The 15666-nt window shown below is 63.4% G+C and carries 16 protein-coding genes; 8 read left to right on the top strand and 8 right to left on the bottom strand.

Translation table 11 applies throughout. The features are described 5' to 3' along the window. Positions 1-11: 11 nt before the first annotated feature. The 6 genes from NKI97_RS15620 to NKI97_RS15595 form a co-directional block, all read right to left on the bottom strand. Positions 12-1034, bottom strand: coding sequence for a LacI family DNA-binding transcriptional regulator (locus NKI97_RS15620; protein ID WP_352452555.1), 1023 nt, complete (start codon positions 1032-1034; stop codon positions 12-14). 59 nt (positions 1035-1093) lie between these two features. Further along, the gene (locus NKI97_RS15615; RefSeq protein WP_023674040.1) at positions 1094-1888 is read right to left on the bottom strand and encodes an ATP-binding cassette domain-containing protein; all 795 of its coding nucleotides are present in this window, start codon (positions 1886-1888) and stop codon (positions 1094-1096) included. Positions 1889-1891: 3 nt separating this feature from the next. Then, entirely contained in the window at positions 1892-2878 is a 987-nt protein-coding gene (locus NKI97_RS15610) for an ABC transporter permease (protein WP_352835148.1), read from the bottom strand. A gap of 107 nt (positions 2879-2985) precedes the next feature. Continuing rightward, positions 2986-3918: a substrate-binding domain-containing protein gene (locus NKI97_RS15605; RefSeq protein ID WP_352452556.1), complete on the bottom strand. Its 933-nt coding sequence runs from the start codon at positions 3916-3918 to the stop codon at positions 2986-2988. A gap of 251 nt (positions 3919-4169) precedes the next feature. Then, positions 4170-4964, bottom strand: coding sequence for an SDR family oxidoreductase (locus NKI97_RS15600; protein WP_352452557.1), 795 nt, complete (start codon positions 4962-4964; stop codon positions 4170-4172). A 78-nt stretch (positions 4965-5042) separates the two neighbouring features. Then, a complete protein-coding gene (locus tag NKI97_RS15595; protein WP_352452558.1) occupies positions 5043-6200 on the bottom strand; it encodes a fumarylacetoacetate hydrolase family protein in 1158 nt (385 codons plus the stop codon). Between the two features lie 225 nt (positions 6201-6425). On the opposite strand from NKI97_RS15595, the gene NKI97_RS15590 reads away from it, so the two are divergent. The 7 genes from NKI97_RS15590 (at position 6426) to NKI97_RS15560 (ending at position 13962) form a co-directional block, all read left to right on the top strand. Beyond that, complete coding sequence (locus NKI97_RS15590; protein ID WP_352746242.1) at positions 6426-7709, top strand: NAD(P)/FAD-dependent oxidoreductase; 1284 nt, start codon at positions 6426-6428, stop codon at positions 7707-7709. Positions 7710-7793: 84 nt separating this feature from the next. Next, the gene (locus NKI97_RS15585) at positions 7794-8681 is read left to right on the top strand and encodes an ABC transporter permease (protein WP_352452559.1); all 888 of its coding nucleotides are present in this window, start codon (positions 7794-7796) and stop codon (positions 8679-8681) included. Beyond that, a complete protein-coding gene (locus NKI97_RS15580; protein WP_352835144.1) occupies positions 8678-9556 on the top strand; it encodes an ABC transporter permease in 879 nt (292 codons plus the stop codon). The genes NKI97_RS15585 and NKI97_RS15580 overlap by 4 nt, the downstream gene beginning before the upstream one ends. Then, positions 9541-10611 (top strand): ABC transporter substrate-binding protein, encoded by a 1071-nt coding sequence (locus NKI97_RS15575; RefSeq protein ID WP_352835142.1) that lies wholly within the window; start codon positions 9541-9543, stop codon positions 10609-10611. The genes NKI97_RS15580 and NKI97_RS15575 overlap by 16 nt, the downstream gene beginning before the upstream one ends. A 205-nt stretch (positions 10612-10816) precedes the next feature. Next, complete coding sequence (locus NKI97_RS15570; protein ID WP_023674050.1) at positions 10817-11425, top strand: cupin domain-containing protein; 609 nt, start codon at positions 10817-10819, stop codon at positions 11423-11425. Next, on the top strand, positions 11415-12500 hold the full coding sequence (locus NKI97_RS15565; RefSeq protein WP_352452562.1) for an ABC transporter ATP-binding protein: 1086 nt from the start codon (positions 11415-11417) through the stop codon (positions 12498-12500). The genes NKI97_RS15570 and NKI97_RS15565 overlap by 11 nt, the downstream gene beginning before the upstream one ends. Before the next feature lie 34 nt (positions 12501-12534). After that, positions 12535-13962, top strand: a complete 1428-nt coding sequence (locus tag NKI97_RS15560) for an aldehyde dehydrogenase family protein (protein ID WP_352743431.1) — start codon at positions 12535-12537, stop codon at positions 13960-13962. 125 nt (positions 13963-14087) lie between these two features. Here the strand turns inward: NKI97_RS15560 and NKI97_RS15555 are convergent, their stop codons facing one another. Both NKI97_RS15555 and NKI97_RS15550 read right to left on the bottom strand, forming a co-directional pair. Next, a complete protein-coding gene (locus NKI97_RS15555) occupies positions 14088-14573 on the bottom strand; it encodes an SRPBCC family protein (RefSeq protein WP_502895022.1) in 486 nt (161 codons plus the stop codon). After that, a complete protein-coding gene (locus NKI97_RS15550; protein ID WP_352452564.1) occupies positions 14570-14920 on the bottom strand; it encodes an ArsR/SmtB family transcription factor in 351 nt (116 codons plus the stop codon). Before NKI97_RS15550 ends, NKI97_RS15555 begins: the two co-directional genes overlap by 4 nt. Before the next feature lie 155 nt (positions 14921-15075). On the opposite strand from NKI97_RS15550, the gene NKI97_RS15545 reads away from it, so the two are divergent. After that, the gene (locus tag NKI97_RS15545; RefSeq protein WP_352452565.1) at positions 15076-15426 is read left to right on the top strand and encodes an ArsC family reductase; all 351 of its coding nucleotides are present in this window, start codon (positions 15076-15078) and stop codon (positions 15424-15426) included. The last annotated feature ends 240 nt before the right edge of the window (positions 15427-15666 follow it).

Below are 15666 nucleotides of genomic sequence, written 5' to 3'. Positions count from 1 at the left end.
CTCGCGTGGCATCACTGCACCGGGACATTTTCCTTGAAGATCAGACGCGGCTCGATGAATTTCCGCGTCAGATAGGGCGCCGACGAGGCGATCGAGCCGAGCAGGCGAATGACCGACTGTTCGGCGATCAGCCGCGCATTCTGGTCGATGACGACGTCGAGCAGATCGTCGACGAGATAGCCGCGCGTCTCGCGCGTCAGATCATGGCAGATGAACACCGGCTTCGTCTGCGGCCTGACTTCGAGCAATGCTTTTGCCACGCCCGAGCGCCCGGCGCCGATACAGTAGATGCCGAGCAGCTCCGGCTCGTTGTGCAGCGCCTTCATGGTCGCGGTATAACTGGCCTCCGGCTCGTCGTTGATCTCGACGGCGCTGGTGACGGTTAGGTTGGGGAACTCCTCGCCGAGCACGGAGCGAAAGCCCATCTCGCGTTCCTCATGGCCGCGATAGGAGCGTGAGCCGACGACCATCGCCAGATGGCCCTGGCGGCCGCCGAGGAACCGTCCCATCAGCAGCGCCGCGGTGCGGCCGGCCACCCGGTTGTCGATGCCGACATAGGCCGAGCGGGGCGCACCCGGAACATCGGACACCAGCGTGACCAGGCGGATGCCGGCCTCGACGATCTCGCGCAAGATGTTGCGCGTTCTCGGATGATCGATGGCGATGACGCCGACGCCGTTCGCCTTGAGCGAGAGGTTTTCGACGGCCGCCTGCAAGGCGCTCGGCGAGATGCCGGCGAGCTTGTGGATGCGGCAGGAGGCGACCAGCGGCAGGCGCGCCGCATAATCCTCGATGTGCCTGGCCAGATCGGCCATGAAGGCATTGCTGCCGATCGGCAGGAAGAATTCGAGATGCGCCGGCCGCGACGGCAACGCGACCTGGTCGACGACCGGCAGATAGCCGAGCTGCTTGGCCGCCTCCATAACGCGCTGCCGGTTGGCGGCACTGGCCCCCGGCCGGTTGTTGAGCGCGCGGTCGACCGTCGCGGTCGACAGGCCGCAGCTCCTGGCAATATCCGAAACGGTGGCTTTCATGTCGCAACCATGTGGCGATGCGATCCAGTGCCTTGACGATCAGGCCGACCCCCGGCTGCTCAGCCGGGCCGTTGCGTGCCCTCGACCAGCGCGTCATGGATCTCCTTGTCCGACATGCCGGTGATGACGCGTTCGACTTCGGCGACGCTGGTCTTCTTCGGGTCGATATCGTCGGCGACCACCTTGCCGCGGCGCATGACGACGATGCGGTCGACCACCTGGAAGACATGATGGATGTTGTGGGCGATGAAGATGCACGAATGGCCGGAATCGCGGGCGCTGCGCACGAAGCTCAGCACGCCTTGCGTTTCGGCGACGCCGAGATTGTTGGTCGGCTCGTCGAGGATGATGAGGTCGCTGTCGAAATGCATGGCGCGCGCAATCGCCACCGCCTGCCGCTCGCCACCTGAGAGCGAGCCGATCGGCGTCGTCGGCGGGATGTTCTTCGAGATGCCGACCTGCTTGAGCAGGTCGCGGGCAACCACGTTCATCGCCTCCTGGTCCATCCGATTGAGGAAGCGCGGCGGCTTGATCGGCTCGCGCCCGAGAAACAGGTTGCGGGCGATCGACAGCTGCGTCACCAGCGCCGAGTCCTGGTAGATCGTCTCGATGCCATGCGCGATGGCGTCGCTGGTACTGCGCAAATTCACCTTCTTGCCGCGGATGAAGATGTCGCCGCTGGTCAGCGGGACCGCGCCCGACAGCACTTTGATCAGCGTCGACTTGCCGGCGCCGTTGTCGCCGAGCAGGCCGACGATCTCCCTTTCGTTGACATGGAAATTGGCATCAACCAGCGCCTGCACGCGGCCATAGGACTTGCGGATATTTTCCATGCGGACAAGCGGTTCGGCCATGGTTCAAGTCCCTGCCTGATGCCGGCGTTCCAGCCATGAATGGAGCGCCATCATGCCGAGGATGATGGCGCCGATGAAAATATTATAGGCAAGGCCCGGCACACCGATCAGCACGATGCCGTTGCGCATCACGCGCAGGATCAGGATACCGAGCACCGTGCCGATGATTGTGCCGCGCCCGCCGGTCAGCGCCGTGCCGCCGATCACCACCATGGCGATGACTTCGAGTTCGTAGCCGGTGCCGCTGTTGGGGTTGGCCGCCGAGGTGCGCAGCGAGGAGATGACGCCGGCAAGCGAGGCCAGGATCGACGACAGGATGAACAGGCCGATCTTGACGCCGCTGACGTTGACGCCGCGCGCCCTTGCAGCACTCGGGTTGCCGCCGGCCGCCTGGATCCAGTTGCCGGTCCGGCTCTGCGTCAGCACGTAGCCGAGCGCGATTGCGGCGGCGATGAACCAGAACAGCGACATATAGATCCGGAACGGCCAGATGAAGAAATCGCCGACCAGCGCTTCCGCCAGCCAGCTGCCCTCGGCGCTCCAGGTCCGCTGCGGAAACCCGTTGGTGACGAACAAAGCGGTGCCGCGCACCACCAGCAGCATGCCCAGCGTCACCAGGAAGGACGGGATCTTGAGCTGCGTCACGAACCAGCCATTGACCAGCCCGATAAACGCAGCGACCACCAGCGCGATGACGAAGGCGGCTTCGAGCGAGACGACGCCGCTGTTGAATAACGTCCACATCAGGACCGGCGAGAAGCCGAACACCGAGCCGACCGAGAGGTCGAATTCGCCTGATGTCATCAACAGCGTCATCGCCAGCGCGATCAGCCCGAGCTCAACCGTGAAGGCCAGCGTGTTCGAGATGTTCTGCGGCGACAGGAAGTCGTGGTTGATGCCCCAGAACACAGCGATCTCGACGACGAGCAGCACGAACGGCCCGAACTCGGGCCGCGCGATCGAGCGTTGGATAAGAGAACGATTTTCCACCTTGGACCCGCGATAGGATTGGATTTGGCCGAGAGCGCAACCGGCTTCGGCGGAATGATGAGACAGTCACGGCCGCCGAAGCGGCCGTGACCAACTCGATCGCGGATTTATTTGCCGGACAGGATCTTGTCGTAGACTGCCGCGGTGTCCTTCTCGTAGAGCGCGCCGGTGATCACGTCGAAGCCGGGCGGAATACCGCTCGCCGCCATGTTGGCGAGCGAGAGCGCGACGTAGCTGGTCGCCTGCGGATCCTGCCACTGGCCGGCATTGACGTAGCCGTTCAGCACTTCCTGGGTGGTGTCGAGCGAGTTGCCCCAGCCGACGACTGGGATTTCGCCCGGCTTGACGCCGACCTGGTCGAACACCCGCTTGATCGAACCGGTTACAAGGTCGCCGAGGCCGATAACCGCCTTGACCTTGGCTCTGTTGGCGGTGAGGTAATCGACCATGCGGTTGATCACTTCGGCCTGGTCGAGCGTCGCTTCGGTGATTTCGTAGGTGATGCCGAGCGGCTCGAACACGCTCTTGATGCCTTCCTCTTCCTGGACGCCATAGGTGGCGCCGGGAATTTCGACCGGCATCCAGACGAAGTCGCCCTTCTTCACCAGGCCCTTGTCGACCAAATACTGAGCCCAATGCTTGCCGAAGGTGACGTTGTCGCCGCCGACATAGGCGTTGAAGTCCGCCTTTGGGTCGGGCGTGTTGAAGTTGATGATCGGGATGTTCGCCGCCCGCGCTTCCTTGACGATCTCGACAAGGCTGCCCGGATCGGGGCTGGTCGTGGTGATGCCGTCGGCCTTGGCGGCGATTGCGGCGCGAACAGCCTCCTGCTGCGACGCCACGTCGCCATTGTGGAACGACGTGTTGACGGTGTTGCCGGTGTCCGCCGCCCATTGCTTGGCGCCGGCAAGGAAGTATGTCCAGACCGGATCGGCCGGGCCGCCATGCGAAATCCAGTAGAACGTCTTGGCCTGTGCCGCGGCCGGAATGGCCAGCGCCACCATCAAGCCAAGTACAAGCAGTCTTAGCCTCGTCAGCATTTGATTTCCTCCCATTTGAACCGAACTCCTCCTCCGACGACGATCACCGCGAAAAGCCGTGCGCGGCCAAAACGGTGGTCGCATTTTGCCAGCGTCGACCTGGGCGCATTAGAGCATTCCCTTTTTCGATCGATGGCAAGCCTCGATTGCCAATGGACGTTGGCGCAAGGCACCGCGCCATCAGCAATCCCATCAGATTGCATCAGTTTGGCTGATATTTTCCAGGCGGCCGACGATCGGCCTTGCGACCGTCATGCAATGCTGCGCGGCGGCGCGCCGAGCACGGATTGCTCTAGGTCGATAAGCGTCCCGGTCATCAGCCCGGAGGCGTCGCTGAGCAGGAACAGCGTTAGCTGGGCGACTTCGTCCATGGTCAGCAATCGACCAAGCGGCAGGCCGGCGGCGGCGATCTTTGCCCAGTTTTCGCCCTTGCCCAGCGTGCTCGCCTGCATCTCTTGTTCGGCCGGCGTCGCTACCCAGCCCATGTTGATGCCGTTGACGCGGATGCGATCGGAAAGATGCGCGTTGGCAATGTTTCTGGTCAGCGTCGAAAGCGCGCCCTTGGTTGCGGAATAGATGGCAAGGTCCGGCGCACCGCAATGCGCATTCACCGACAGTATGTTGACGATGGCGCCCGCCGCCCGCCGTGTCTTCATGTCGGCTACGGCCCCCTGCATGAGGAAGAACGGCGCGCGCGCATTGACGGAAAACAACCTGTCCCAGTCGTCGATTGTGCCAGTTTCCAGAGAGGCCCGGTCGGTGAGGGCCGCGGCGTTCACCAGACAATCGATGCGGCCGAGTCTTTTGATCGCTTCCGCCATGACAGCTGCAGGCGCGGCCGGATCTCCAAGGTCGGCCTGGATGAAGACGACGGGCCGGCTTGGTCGTGAAAGCTCTTCGGCGATGCGTCTGCCACGCTCGGCATTGCGGCCGACAATGGCGATCCCTTCGCCGCCGTCGGCTGAGGCCAGCCGGACGATGGTCTCGCCAAGCCCTTGCGTTCCGCCGGTAACGACAAGGGTCTTGCCCTCAAGAGCGACGATCAATGGACTCTCCCGAATGCCGACGAGCAGGTAATTTCCAACCAGAGAATTCTAGAATCTATCGGATGTTAGGCTGGGGGACTAGATGAGGTCGGCCCTGGCGAGGTCGCGCATCAGGTGGCTGGCGCCGTAGGTCCAGTGTGGGCAGTCGGGCGACAGCCGCACGCGGTTGACCAAGGCGCCGAATTTCTCCGACGATATGGTGACGATGTCGCCGACCTTGTGGGTAAAGCCCTTGCCTGTTTCGCCCCGATCCTTCGACGGCACGAACATCGTGCCGAGATAGAGCGCCAGCCCGTCCGGGTATTGGTGATGTGGCCCCATGGCGGCGGCGACCAACTCTTCCGGCGAGCGGCTGATCTCGGCCATCGAACTTGCGCCCTCCAGCGAGAACCCATCCTCGCCTTCGACTTTCAACCGTACGATCGCCTGCTTCACGTCGCCGATGGAAAACGTCTCATCGAACAGCCGGATAAAGGGGCCAAGTGCTGCCGAAGCGTTGTTGTCCTTGGCTTTGCCGAGCAGCAGCGCCGAGCGCCCCTCGACGTCGCGCAGATTGACGTCGTTGCCGATCGTCGCCCCGACAATCCTGCCGCTGCTGGCGGCAATCATGGCGATCTCCGGCTCCGGATTGTTCCATGTCGAAACCGGATGCAGGCCGACATCGGCGCCGAAGCCGACCGAGGCCATCGGCTGGCACTTGGTGAAGATCTCGGCATCGGGGCCGATGCCGACTTCCAGATATTGCGACCAGGCGCCGCGCGCAATCAGCTTGGCCTTGATCTCCATCGCTTCCGGCGAGCCGGGCTTGAGCTTCGACAGATCGTGGCCGATCAGCCCGGCGATGTCGGCGCGAATGGCGTCGGCCTTTTCCGCCGAACCGCGCGCCTGCTCCTCGATCACCCGTTCGAGCAGGCTGACGACAAAGGTGACGCCAGATGCCTTGATCGCCTGCAGGTCGACGGGGGACAGCAGATACGGTTTCCCCGGATCGCGCGCTGTCTCGAAACTGTTAGCGGCAATGGCATCGAGCGGGCCGATCGGCCGCCCCTTGGCCGAGCGGACGTGCCCCGCCGGATCCGGCAATTCGCAAACGTCGCGCACGGTCGGCGCCACATTTGACGTGATGTCGAAGACCGTGCCGTCACGCACCGTGACCACCAGCGGATGGGAAGCATCGCTCGCCCGGGCGCGGCCCACGAAGAGGCCTTCGGCGGGCAAATGTGTGGCGTTCGTCATGGCTTACATTTCCTGTTGTCTAGTCCTTCGGCCGCGGCACTTTCAACAAATTCCCGCCAAAGGTCTATCCCGCTTGCAGGGCGAGCTTTGTCAATTCTTTCAAGCGGTCTTCGCATCGCTGGACCTTGATCGAGCCTGACGTGCGCCAACGGCGACGGAAAACGCTCTTTCAAAATAATGAAACCGTCGCTAGGGTTTTCACCTACTGAAATCTCCAGGTGACGCTTGCCCGTACGGTTTTCCGATCCAATCTGGCAGAAGCCGCGGACAGCCACCGCGTTCCAGTCGCTTTTTCCCGCCGGCCAATGCGTCGATGTCGTTATCGTCGGCGGCGGTATCATGGGGCTGTCGACAGCCTTGCACGCTGCCCGGTTCGGCCTTGCTGTCCAGGTGCTGGAGGCCGGCGAAATTGGCAATGGCGCATCCGGCCTGAACGGCGGTCAGGTCATTCCCGGCCTGAAATACGATCCGGATTGGCTGCTGGAGCATTTTGGTCTCGAACGCGGCGAAGCGCTCGTCAACTTTGCCGCCTCGACCGCTGACACCGTCTTCGAATTGATCCGCGACGAAAGACTGGCGGTGCCGTTCGTCCGCAATGGCTGGATCCAGGCCGCGCATACCGAGACCGCGCTGAAAGCGGCGGCGAACCGGGATCGGCAGTGGCGTGCCCGCGGCGCCGATGTCCGGCTGCTGAGCGGGACTGAGATCGCGACGATGACCGGCGCGCAAGGCTATCTCGGCGGCTGGCTCGATCGGCGCGCCGGTGTCATCGATCCGCTCGCCTACACGTCGGAACTGGCGCGCGTCGCTGCAGCGGCGGGCGTAAAGATCGCCGAGCGCCAGAACGTGATGCAGATCAGCAAGAATGCTGGCATTTGGCACGTTTCTACGGAAAGCGGCGCCGAACTCAAGGCCAAGGCGATTGTCCTGGCGACCAACGCCTATACCGGCGGCCTGCTTCCCGGCCTCACCGAGACGATCGTCCCGCTGCATTCCTTCCAGATCGCGACAGCACCGCTAACGTCCAATCTCGCGGCGGCTATCCTGCCGGAAGGGCAGGCAGTGTCGGATTCGCGCCGCATCCTCGTCTATTACCGCAAGAGTGCCGACGGCCGGCTGGTGCTCGGCGGGCGCGGCCGCATGGCTTTGCCGAACGGCCCGGCCGACTGGGCGCATCTGGAGCGCGCGCTGCTGCGGCTCTACCCGGCGCTGTCCGATGTGGCCATTGAAAAGCGCTGGTTCGGCCGGGTGGCAATGACGCCGGACCATCTCCCGCATATCCACGAGCCAGAGAAGGGTCTGCTGGCGGTCGTCGGTTGCCAGGGCCGCGGCATCGGCCTGATGACCGCGCTTGGCGAGCGCATAGCCTCCTACCTGTCGAGCGGCGACACCAGGCAATTGCCGTTCCCGGTCTCGCCGATCCGGCCGATTCCGTTTCATGCGTTTCGGCAGGTCGGCGTCGCCGCGACGATCGCCTGGTACCGGATGCTGGACGCGTTCGAACGCTGACGTTCATTCCCAAGCATGAAACAGCTTGACAATTTCACAAATATGAAAAATGCTTAATCGATTTCAAATTTCGATGGACAGCCGATGTCGACCATCGTCGTAACGCAGTCGCTGCCGGAAACCCGGTCTTCGCCGGCCTTCCGCTTCGCCATGCTACTGCCCGGCGGGCTGGTCACCTTCTTGCTGATCCTTTTCGCCCTTGGCCTGGTGTTCTTTCTCGCCTTTCGCGGCAATGACGGCTCGCTGCTGGGGGCTGGTTTCACCCTTGCGAATTTCGTCACTGTGGCCACCGATCCGCTGTACTGGACGGTGACGCTGCGCTCGCTGGGCATCGCCGGCCTGGTGACGCTGGCAACCGTCGTCACCGCCTATCCCGTTGCCTACTATCTGGCTTTCCATGCCGGGCGGCGGCGCGGGCTGCTGCTGTTCCTGCTGACCCTGCCGTTCTGGACCAGCTATCTGCTGCGCGTCTTCGCCTGGAAGATCGTGCTTGCCTATAATGGCGTGCTGAACTCGGCGCTGATCGAAAGCGGCATCTGGTCGGAGCCGACATTGGCCTTCCTTAATACGCCGGCAGCGGTCGTCGTCACGCTCGCCCACGCTTATGCGCCGTTCGCCATCCTGCCCATCTATGTGGCGCTGGAGACCATCCCGAAATCGCTGCTCGAGGCCGCTTCCGATCTCGGCGCAAAACCATTCACCAGTTTCCGCCGCATCGTGCTGCCCAATTCGATGCCGGGCGTGCTGGCGGCCGCTCTCGTCGTCTTCGTGCCGACCGTCGGCGATTATGTGACGCCGGCGCTGGTCGGCGGCCCTGCCAGTACAATGATCGGCACACTGATCCAGGCCGAGTTCGGCAAGGCCAATGACTGGCCGTTCGGCGCCGCACTCGCCGTCGCCGTCATGCTGGTCATTCTCGCCGTGGTGCTGGTGGTGCGCTTCGCCGACCGCCGATACGGCAGCCGCACATGAACACGGCGCGCCTGGACGCAAAGCAAGGCGGCGGCTGGCTCGGAGCCTACGTCCTTGCCTATCTGGTGTTCCTGTATCTGCCGATATTGCTGATCCCGCTGTTTTCATTCAACAATTCGATCCAGGCGGCATTTCCGCTGCAAGGCTTCACGCTGGAGTGGTATGGCACGCTGGTCGGCAATTCGGCGCTGTCCGGTGCGCTTGCCACCAGCCTCGTCATCGGCGCCATTGCCGCCACCGGCGCAACACTCTGCGGCATCACCGTGTCCTATATGGACCTCTACGGCCGCTCGCCGCTGGCCGCCACGATCAGTGCCATTGCGCGGCTGCCGATCCTGATCCCCGGCGTCATCGTCGGCATCTCGCTGTTGATCCTGGTCAATCTCGCCGGTTTCGGGCCGTCGCGCATTGCCATTGTGCTCGGCCATGTATTGGTGGCGCTGCCGACGACGGTGGTGGTCATGCGCAGCCGCTTCGCCGCCATCCCGAAGACCATCCGCGAGGCAGCGCTCGACCTCGGCGCCTCGGACTGGACGACCTTCAGACGGGTGATGCTGCCGCTCAGCCTGCCCGCCATTATTTCGGCGTTCATGCTGGCCTTCCTGACCTCGTTCGACGAGTTCATCGTCGCCTTCTTCCTCGCGGGCACCGAGCCGACGCTGCCGCTTTATATCTGGAGCCAGCTGCGCTCCCCGAAATCGCTGCCGACCGTCATGGCGCTCGGCACGGCGATCCTGGCCGTGTCGTTCGTCATCGCCGCACTCGCCGAAATCCTGCGCCATCGCGGGCTTGCCGCCACCCGGCGGCCAGCGCCCGCCAGCCTGTCAAAACCAGAAGAAACCGAAAGAGGAGAACTGCAATGGCATTCGACTTGAAATCGATAACGACAAAGACAGCGAAAACCGGATTGGCCGCCTTCGCGCTGGCGCTTGCATCGACTGTCGCCTTTGCCGGCGACAAGCTGCAATATTTCACCTGGTCGGGTTACGAGCTGCCCGACTTCAACAAGAGCTTCCTCGCCGCGCACCCTGATGGCGTCGAAGCCTCGATGTTTGGCGACGACGATGACGCCTTCACCAAGGTCAAGGCCGGCTTCCGCCCCGATATCGCGCACCCTTGCTATGACAAGGTGGCGCGCTGGAACAAGGAAGGCCTGCTGCAGCCGATCGACACCAAGCGCATCAAGAACTGGGATTCGATCTTCCCGGTCTTCAAGAACCTGCCCGACCTGCAGGCCGGCGACGGCAAGGTCTGGATGGTGCCGTGGGACTGGGGCAATACCTCGATCCTCTACCGCACCGATCTGGTGAAGAACCCGGAAGCCAGCTGGAACCTGCTCTGGGACAAGCAATATGCCGGGCGCATGGCGACCATCGATGCCGTCCACGACACACCGGTGGTGGCGGCCCTTCTGGCCGGCGTCAATCCATTCGACATGACACCGGAACAGATGGACAAGGTGGCGGAAAAACTGCGCGAGCAGCGCCCGCTGCTCTCGAACTACACCACCGACATGACCTCGGTCGAACAGGCACTGGCGAGCGGCCAGCTGGTCGCGGCCATGACCTGGAACGCCTCGGCCACCTCGCTGAAGAAGCAGGGCGTGCCTGTAGAGTTCATGAAGCCGAAGGAAGGCATGCTGACCTGGGCTTGCGGCTTCGTCATGCTCAAGGACGCCAAGAACGTCGATCTTGCTTATGATTTCATCAACAGCCGGCTGGAAACGGATTCCGGAAAGTATCTGATCCAGGCCTACGGCTATGGCAGCTCGACCAGCTCGGCTTTCGCCGCCGTGCCAAAGGAGGAGTTGGAGAAACTGCAGCTGCCTTCCGATCCCGAGGTGATGCTGAAGACCACGATCTTCACCGGGCCGATGAAACAGAATGACGAACTCGCCAAGATGTTCGAGAAGGTCAAGGCAGGCGGCTGAGTTCGCTCTTCCTTCTCCCCTTGTGGGAGAAGGTGGATTGGCGCGCAGCGCCAAGACGGTTGAGGGGTGTTGGAAGGAATGAGGCGTTGGTGTTTTCTGGAACACCCCTCATCCGACCGAGCTTCGCTCGGCCACCTTCTCCCACAAGGGGGAGAAGGGAAGACCACGCGGCGCCGGCCAAAAATACTGTAACAAGGACGAACGAATGGACATGCTGGACGAAGCGGCTGAGAAGCCGAAGGACGACGCCGACGTCAGGGTCGGCCGGCGCGTGCGGGCGCTCAGGCTAGAACGCAATCTCTCGCTGGCCGAACTTGCCGCCAAAGCCGGTGTCTCGATAGGTGCGCTAAGCCAGATCGAGCGCGGCATGTCGTCATTGCGGGTCCGCGTGATCTGGCCGCTTGCCGCCGCCCTCGACATCGAGCCATCGGCGCTGATCGCCGACGGCAATGATGTCGGCAACGATCTTTATTGTGTGCGCGCCAACAGCCGGCGGCAGATCCCGGTCAAGTCGGAAGGCATCGCCAAGGCGCTGCTGTCGCCGCCGGCCGCCACGCTGACCGGCATGCTGGTGACCGTGGAAGCCGGTGGTGGCACCGCCGAAGCCTACGCTCATGCCGGCCATGAATTCGGCTTCGTCCTGTCCGGTGAGGTCGAGCTGGTGGTCGATTCGACCAGATATGGGCTGAAGGCCGGCGACAGCTTCGCCTTCAAGAGCACGTTGCTGCATGCCTTCCGCAATCCGGGCAGCGAGCGCTGCCAGATCCTGTGGGTCAACACCACCAAACCGTCCGAGGTTCGCGATGGCGCCTGATCCGCTCGTCCGGCTGGACAAGGTCTCCAAGATTTTCCCCGGCGGCATCATCGGGCTCGACGCCGTCGATCTCGATATTTCGCGCGGCGAGTTCCTGACCCTGCTCGGACCGTCCGGCTGCGGCAAGACCACCAGCCTGCGGGTCATCGCCGGATTCGAGAGCCCGTCGAACGGCAAGGTCCTGCTCGAAGGCCGCGACATCACGGCGCTCAGGCCCTTCGACCGTCCTGTCAATACCGTGTTCCAGGACTACGCGCTGTTCCCACACATGAACGTTGCCGAAAATGTCGGCTTCGGCCTGTCGCTGCGCAAGCTCTCCGGTGCCGAACAGGCAAAGCGCGTCGGCGCAGCGCTCGCCATGGTCGACCTTGCCGAGAAGCTCGGCGCCCGCGTGTCCGAATTGTCGGGTGGCCAGCGCCAGCGCGTCGCGCTTGCCCGCGCCATCGTCTGCGAGCCGCGTGTGCTGCTGCTCGACGAGCCGCTGTCGGCGCTCGACGCGCATCTGCGCGAGCAGATGCAGGTCGAACTGAAGCGGCTGCAGTCGCGGCTTGGCACCACTTTCGTCATGGTCACGCACGACCAGACCGAGGCGCTGTCGATCTCAGACCGCATTGTCGTCATGAACAAGGGCCGCATAGAGCAGATTGCGCCGCCGGCGACCCTTTACGACCGCCCCGCCACCAAATTCGTCGCCAGCTTCATCGGCACCATGAACCTTCTGCAGTCGCGCTTTGTCGGCCGTGACGGCGAGCGCTTGCGGTTCATCGCCGGCGCTCTGCCGCTGGAAGCGATTTCGGATAAAGGCGAGCTGCCTGGCGAGGGCACGGTGCGCACCATTGGCGTGCGTCCGGAGGACCTTTTGGCCACGACCGAGGCGGCGGCCGGTACTGCACCGGTGCGGGTGAACAGCATCGTCTTTCACGGCCGCACCTTGCGCCTTCATGCAGAGTTGGGGCAGGGGACACAGGTGGTGATCGACGCGCCGCGCCGGACAGAGGGTTTTCAATTCAGCGTCGGCGACGTGGCGCATATCAGCCTGCGCCGTGGTGCCAACTGCCCTATGCTGCCTAGCTAGTCTCACTCATTTCCAGAAAACCGGAGCACGGCCCATGAGCAATCATCTCAATTTTTTCATCGGCGGCAAATGGGTCGGCCCCGTGGTTCCGGCAACGCTGGATGTGATCGATCCGTCCACTGAAGAGGCCTACACCAAAATCTCGGTCGGCTCGAAAGCCGATGTCGACAAGGCCGTGGCTGCAGCCAAGGCGGCATTCCCGGCCTTTTCGCAAACGACCAAGGCCGAGCGCCTGAAGCTGCTGAAGCGTATCCTCGAAGTCTACAATGAGCGCTACGAGGACATCGCCCAGGCGGTCAGCCAGGAAATGGGTGCGCCGATCAGGTGGGCGCGCGAGGCGCAGGCCTGGGCGGGCAGGGCGCACATGGAAGCCACTATCAAGGCGCTGGAGGATTACGAATTCAGCGAGAAGCGCGGCACCACCATGGTGGTCAAGGAGCCGATCGGCGTCTGCGCGCTGATTACACCGTGGAACTGGCCGCTCAACCAGATAGTCTGCAAGGTGGCGCCGGCCATCGCCGCCGGCTGCACCGTCGTTTTAAAGCCTTCCGAAATCGCGCCGATCAGCGGCATCATCTTTTCCGAGGTGATGGACGCCGCCGGCACGCCGAAGGGCGTCTACAATATGGTGAATGGCACCGGTCCGGATGTCGGCCAGGTCATGGCTGGCCATCCCGATGTCGACATGGTCTCGTTCACCGGATCGACCCGGGCCGGCATCATCGTCGCCAAGACGGCGGCCGAGACGGTAAAGCGCGTCGCGCAGGAGCTGGGCGGCAAATCGGCCAACATCGTGCTGCCCGACGCTGACTTCGAGACGGCGGTGCGCAAGGGTGTCAACGCCTGCTTCGGCAATAGCGGCCAGTCTTGCGATGCACCGACCCGCATGCTGGTACCGGCCGCCCGTCACGACGAGGCGCTGACGATCGCCAGGAAGGCCGCCGAACGGCACAAGGTCGGCGACCCGCGCTCGGAGGAGACCAAGCTCGGGCCGGTGGTCAGCAACGTCCAGTTCGACAAGATCCAGCGGTTGATCGAGGCCGGTATCGCCGAGGGTGCGACGCTGGTCACCGGCGGCCCCGGCCGGCCTGAACACCTCAACCGTGGCTATTATGTGCGACCGACCGTTTTCGGCCACGTCAGGCCTGGCATGACCATCGAGAAGGAGGAGATTTTCGGGCCGGTCCTGTCGGTCATCTCCTACGATGACGATGATGATGCGGTGAAGATCGCCAACGACACCGTCTATGGCCTGGCTGCCTATGTCCAGTCCGGGGATATCGACCACGCCCGCAAGATTGCCAGCCGCCTGCGTGCCGGGCAGGTGTCGATCAACTATCCGGAATGGGATACGTTTGCGCCCTTCGGCGGCTACAAGCAGTCCGGCAACGGCCGCGAATATGCCGACTGGGCCATCCACGATTTCCTCGAGATCAAGGGCATCATCGGCTACGGCGCCTGAGCGTTCAACATTGGCATTACGCCAACCGTCAAGTTTGTTGCGAGCGTTGGTGCCTCGGCATCGGCGTTCGGTTGAACGGCCACGACGGCTCCATGGCCGCAATGTGAGTGCGAAGCAGGGTCGCCTCAGATCGTCTTGAGATAGCCGGCCAACTGATCCGCCACCGTGCCCCAGCCGTCGTGGAAGCCCATCTCCTCGTGGCTGTTGCGCGTGGCTTCGTCGCGGTGGATGGCGGTGGCGGTGTAGCGCGTCGTCTCGCCATGCGATTGCAGCGATATGACGGCTGTGATGAATGGGTCGCCTGACGGCCGGTAGCCTGGCAGCAGCGCATCGGTCCACACCAGCCGCTCGTCCTGGACGATATCGAGGTAGCAGCAACGCCTATCGTTGACCTCCTTGCCGTCGGGCGACTGCATGCGGGTGCGGAACAGGCCGCCGGGCCGCAGGTCGATCTCGCAATCGGTGATGATCCACGGCTTCGGCGTGAACCATTGGCTGACATGCTCGGGTCTCGTCAGGGCCATCCACAGCAGTTCTCGCGGCGCCTCGATCGTCCGTTCGAGCACGAGGTCGAGCTTCGGATCGGGTTGGAACAACGGCACCATATTCATCTGTCTGTCTCCTTGAGTTTCAGCACGTAATCGTCGAACTGGTCGAGACGGCGCTCCCACAGCGCACGCTGCTCGGCCAACCAGTTTTCCGCGAGCTTCAACGGCTCCGGCGCGAGCCGGTAGGTCCTGACGCGGCCGGCCTTTTCCGAATGCACCAGCCCGCTGCCTTCCAGAACCCTGAGGTGCTCGATGAAGGATGGCAGGGCCATCTCGAACGGCTGGGCAAGCTCGCTGACCGAGGCGGGGCTTCGGTTCAGTCGCTCGACCACGCGTCGCCGGGTCGGATCGGCGAGCGCCCGGAAAATGCCGTCAATGGGCGGGGGGCTTTCGGTCTGCAGGCCCGTCATGGTCGTTTCCTTGCCTCAAATTAGCTCGGGAAATAGTTAGGAAGATTCCTTACTATTGGCAAGCGCGAAAATCGCAGACGGCCGGCGAGGCCGCTGGAAAACCGAGAGGCGCGGTTTTAGGGTGCCGTCAGATTCGACTGGTCCGAGGACGCGTTTTGACGATCACCATGTACGGCATCACCAATTGCGATACGGTCAAGAAGGCGCGTTCCTGGCTGGCGAGCCACGATGTTGCCTATCGCTTTCACGACTACAGGGCAGACGGGCTTGAAGCGGATCGGCTGGACGGCTGGTCAGGCAAGGTCGGCTGGGAAATCCTGCTCAACAAGGCGAGCACAACGTTCCGTGAACTGTCGGACGAGGACAGACTGGGCTTGGACGAGAACAAGGCCAAGGCGCTGATGCTGGCCAAACCGACGATGATCAAGCGTCCGGTGCTGGAACTTGGCGATCGCATACTGGTTGGCTTCAAGCCGGAGTTTTATCAGCAGGCGATGGGTGGTTGAACCCGGTGCAGCGGGACGGCGAGGTTTCGCGGCTTCGTTCCAGCTTGGGTTCCTCGCCCCCACGAAAGTGGGGGAGAGGTGGCTCGGCGAAGCCGAGACGGAGAGGGGGAGCACTCTACGAAAGCCCCCTCTCCGGGCGCGGGGCGGCCCCCCCTCCCCCCGCGCGCGGGGGGGGGGGACCCCCGGGGGGTGGGGTGGGGGGGCTGCCCCCCCGGCGGAGGCGCGACGGGGGTGGGCCCA

This window comes from Mesorhizobium sp. M0296, assembly GCF_040321675.1.
GTDB lineage: Bacteria > Pseudomonadota > Alphaproteobacteria > Rhizobiales > Rhizobiaceae > Mesorhizobium.
The sequence above is the reverse complement of the archived record's forward strand: the minus strand, read 5'-3'. Positions and strand labels throughout refer to the sequence as shown.

Coding starts and splice junctions, on each gene's coding strand:
- NKI97_RS15615 (WP_023674040.1), bottom strand. CDS start 1,888: ATGGCCGAACCGCTTGTCCGCATGGAAAATATCCGCAAGTCCTATGGC.
- NKI97_RS15605 (WP_352452556.1), bottom strand. CDS start 3,918: ATGCTGACGAGGCTAAGACTGCTTGTACTTGGCTTGATGGTGGCGCTG.
- NKI97_RS15595 (WP_352452558.1), bottom strand. CDS start 6,200: ATGACGAACGCCACACATTTGCCCGCCGAAGGCCTCTTCGTGGGCCGC.
- NKI97_RS15555 (WP_502895022.1), bottom strand. CDS start 14,573: ATGAATATGGTGCCGTTGTTCCAACCCGATCCGAAGCTCGACCTCGTG.
- NKI97_RS15570 (WP_023674050.1), top strand. CDS start 10,817: ATGGACATGCTGGACGAAGCGGCTGAGAAGCCGAAGGACGACGCCGAC.
- NKI97_RS15550 (WP_352452564.1), bottom strand. CDS start 14,920: ATGACGGGCCTGCAGACCGAAAGCCCCCCGCCCATTGACGGCATTTTC.
- NKI97_RS15575 (WP_352835142.1), top strand. CDS start 9,541: ATGGCATTCGACTTGAAATCGATAACGACAAAGACAGCGAAAACCGGA.
- NKI97_RS15560 (WP_352743431.1), top strand. CDS start 12,535: ATGAGCAATCATCTCAATTTTTTCATCGGCGGCAAATGGGTCGGCCCC.
- NKI97_RS15580 (WP_352835144.1), top strand. CDS start 8,678: ATGAACACGGCGCGCCTGGACGCAAAGCAAGGCGGCGGCTGGCTCGGA.
- NKI97_RS15620 (WP_352452555.1), bottom strand. CDS start 1,034: ATGAAAGCCACCGTTTCGGATATTGCCAGGAGCTGCGGCCTGTCGACC.
- NKI97_RS15565 (WP_352452562.1), top strand. CDS start 11,415: ATGGCGCCTGATCCGCTCGTCCGGCTGGACAAGGTCTCCAAGATTTTC.
- NKI97_RS15585 (WP_352452559.1), top strand. CDS start 7,794: ATGTCGACCATCGTCGTAACGCAGTCGCTGCCGGAAACCCGGTCTTCG.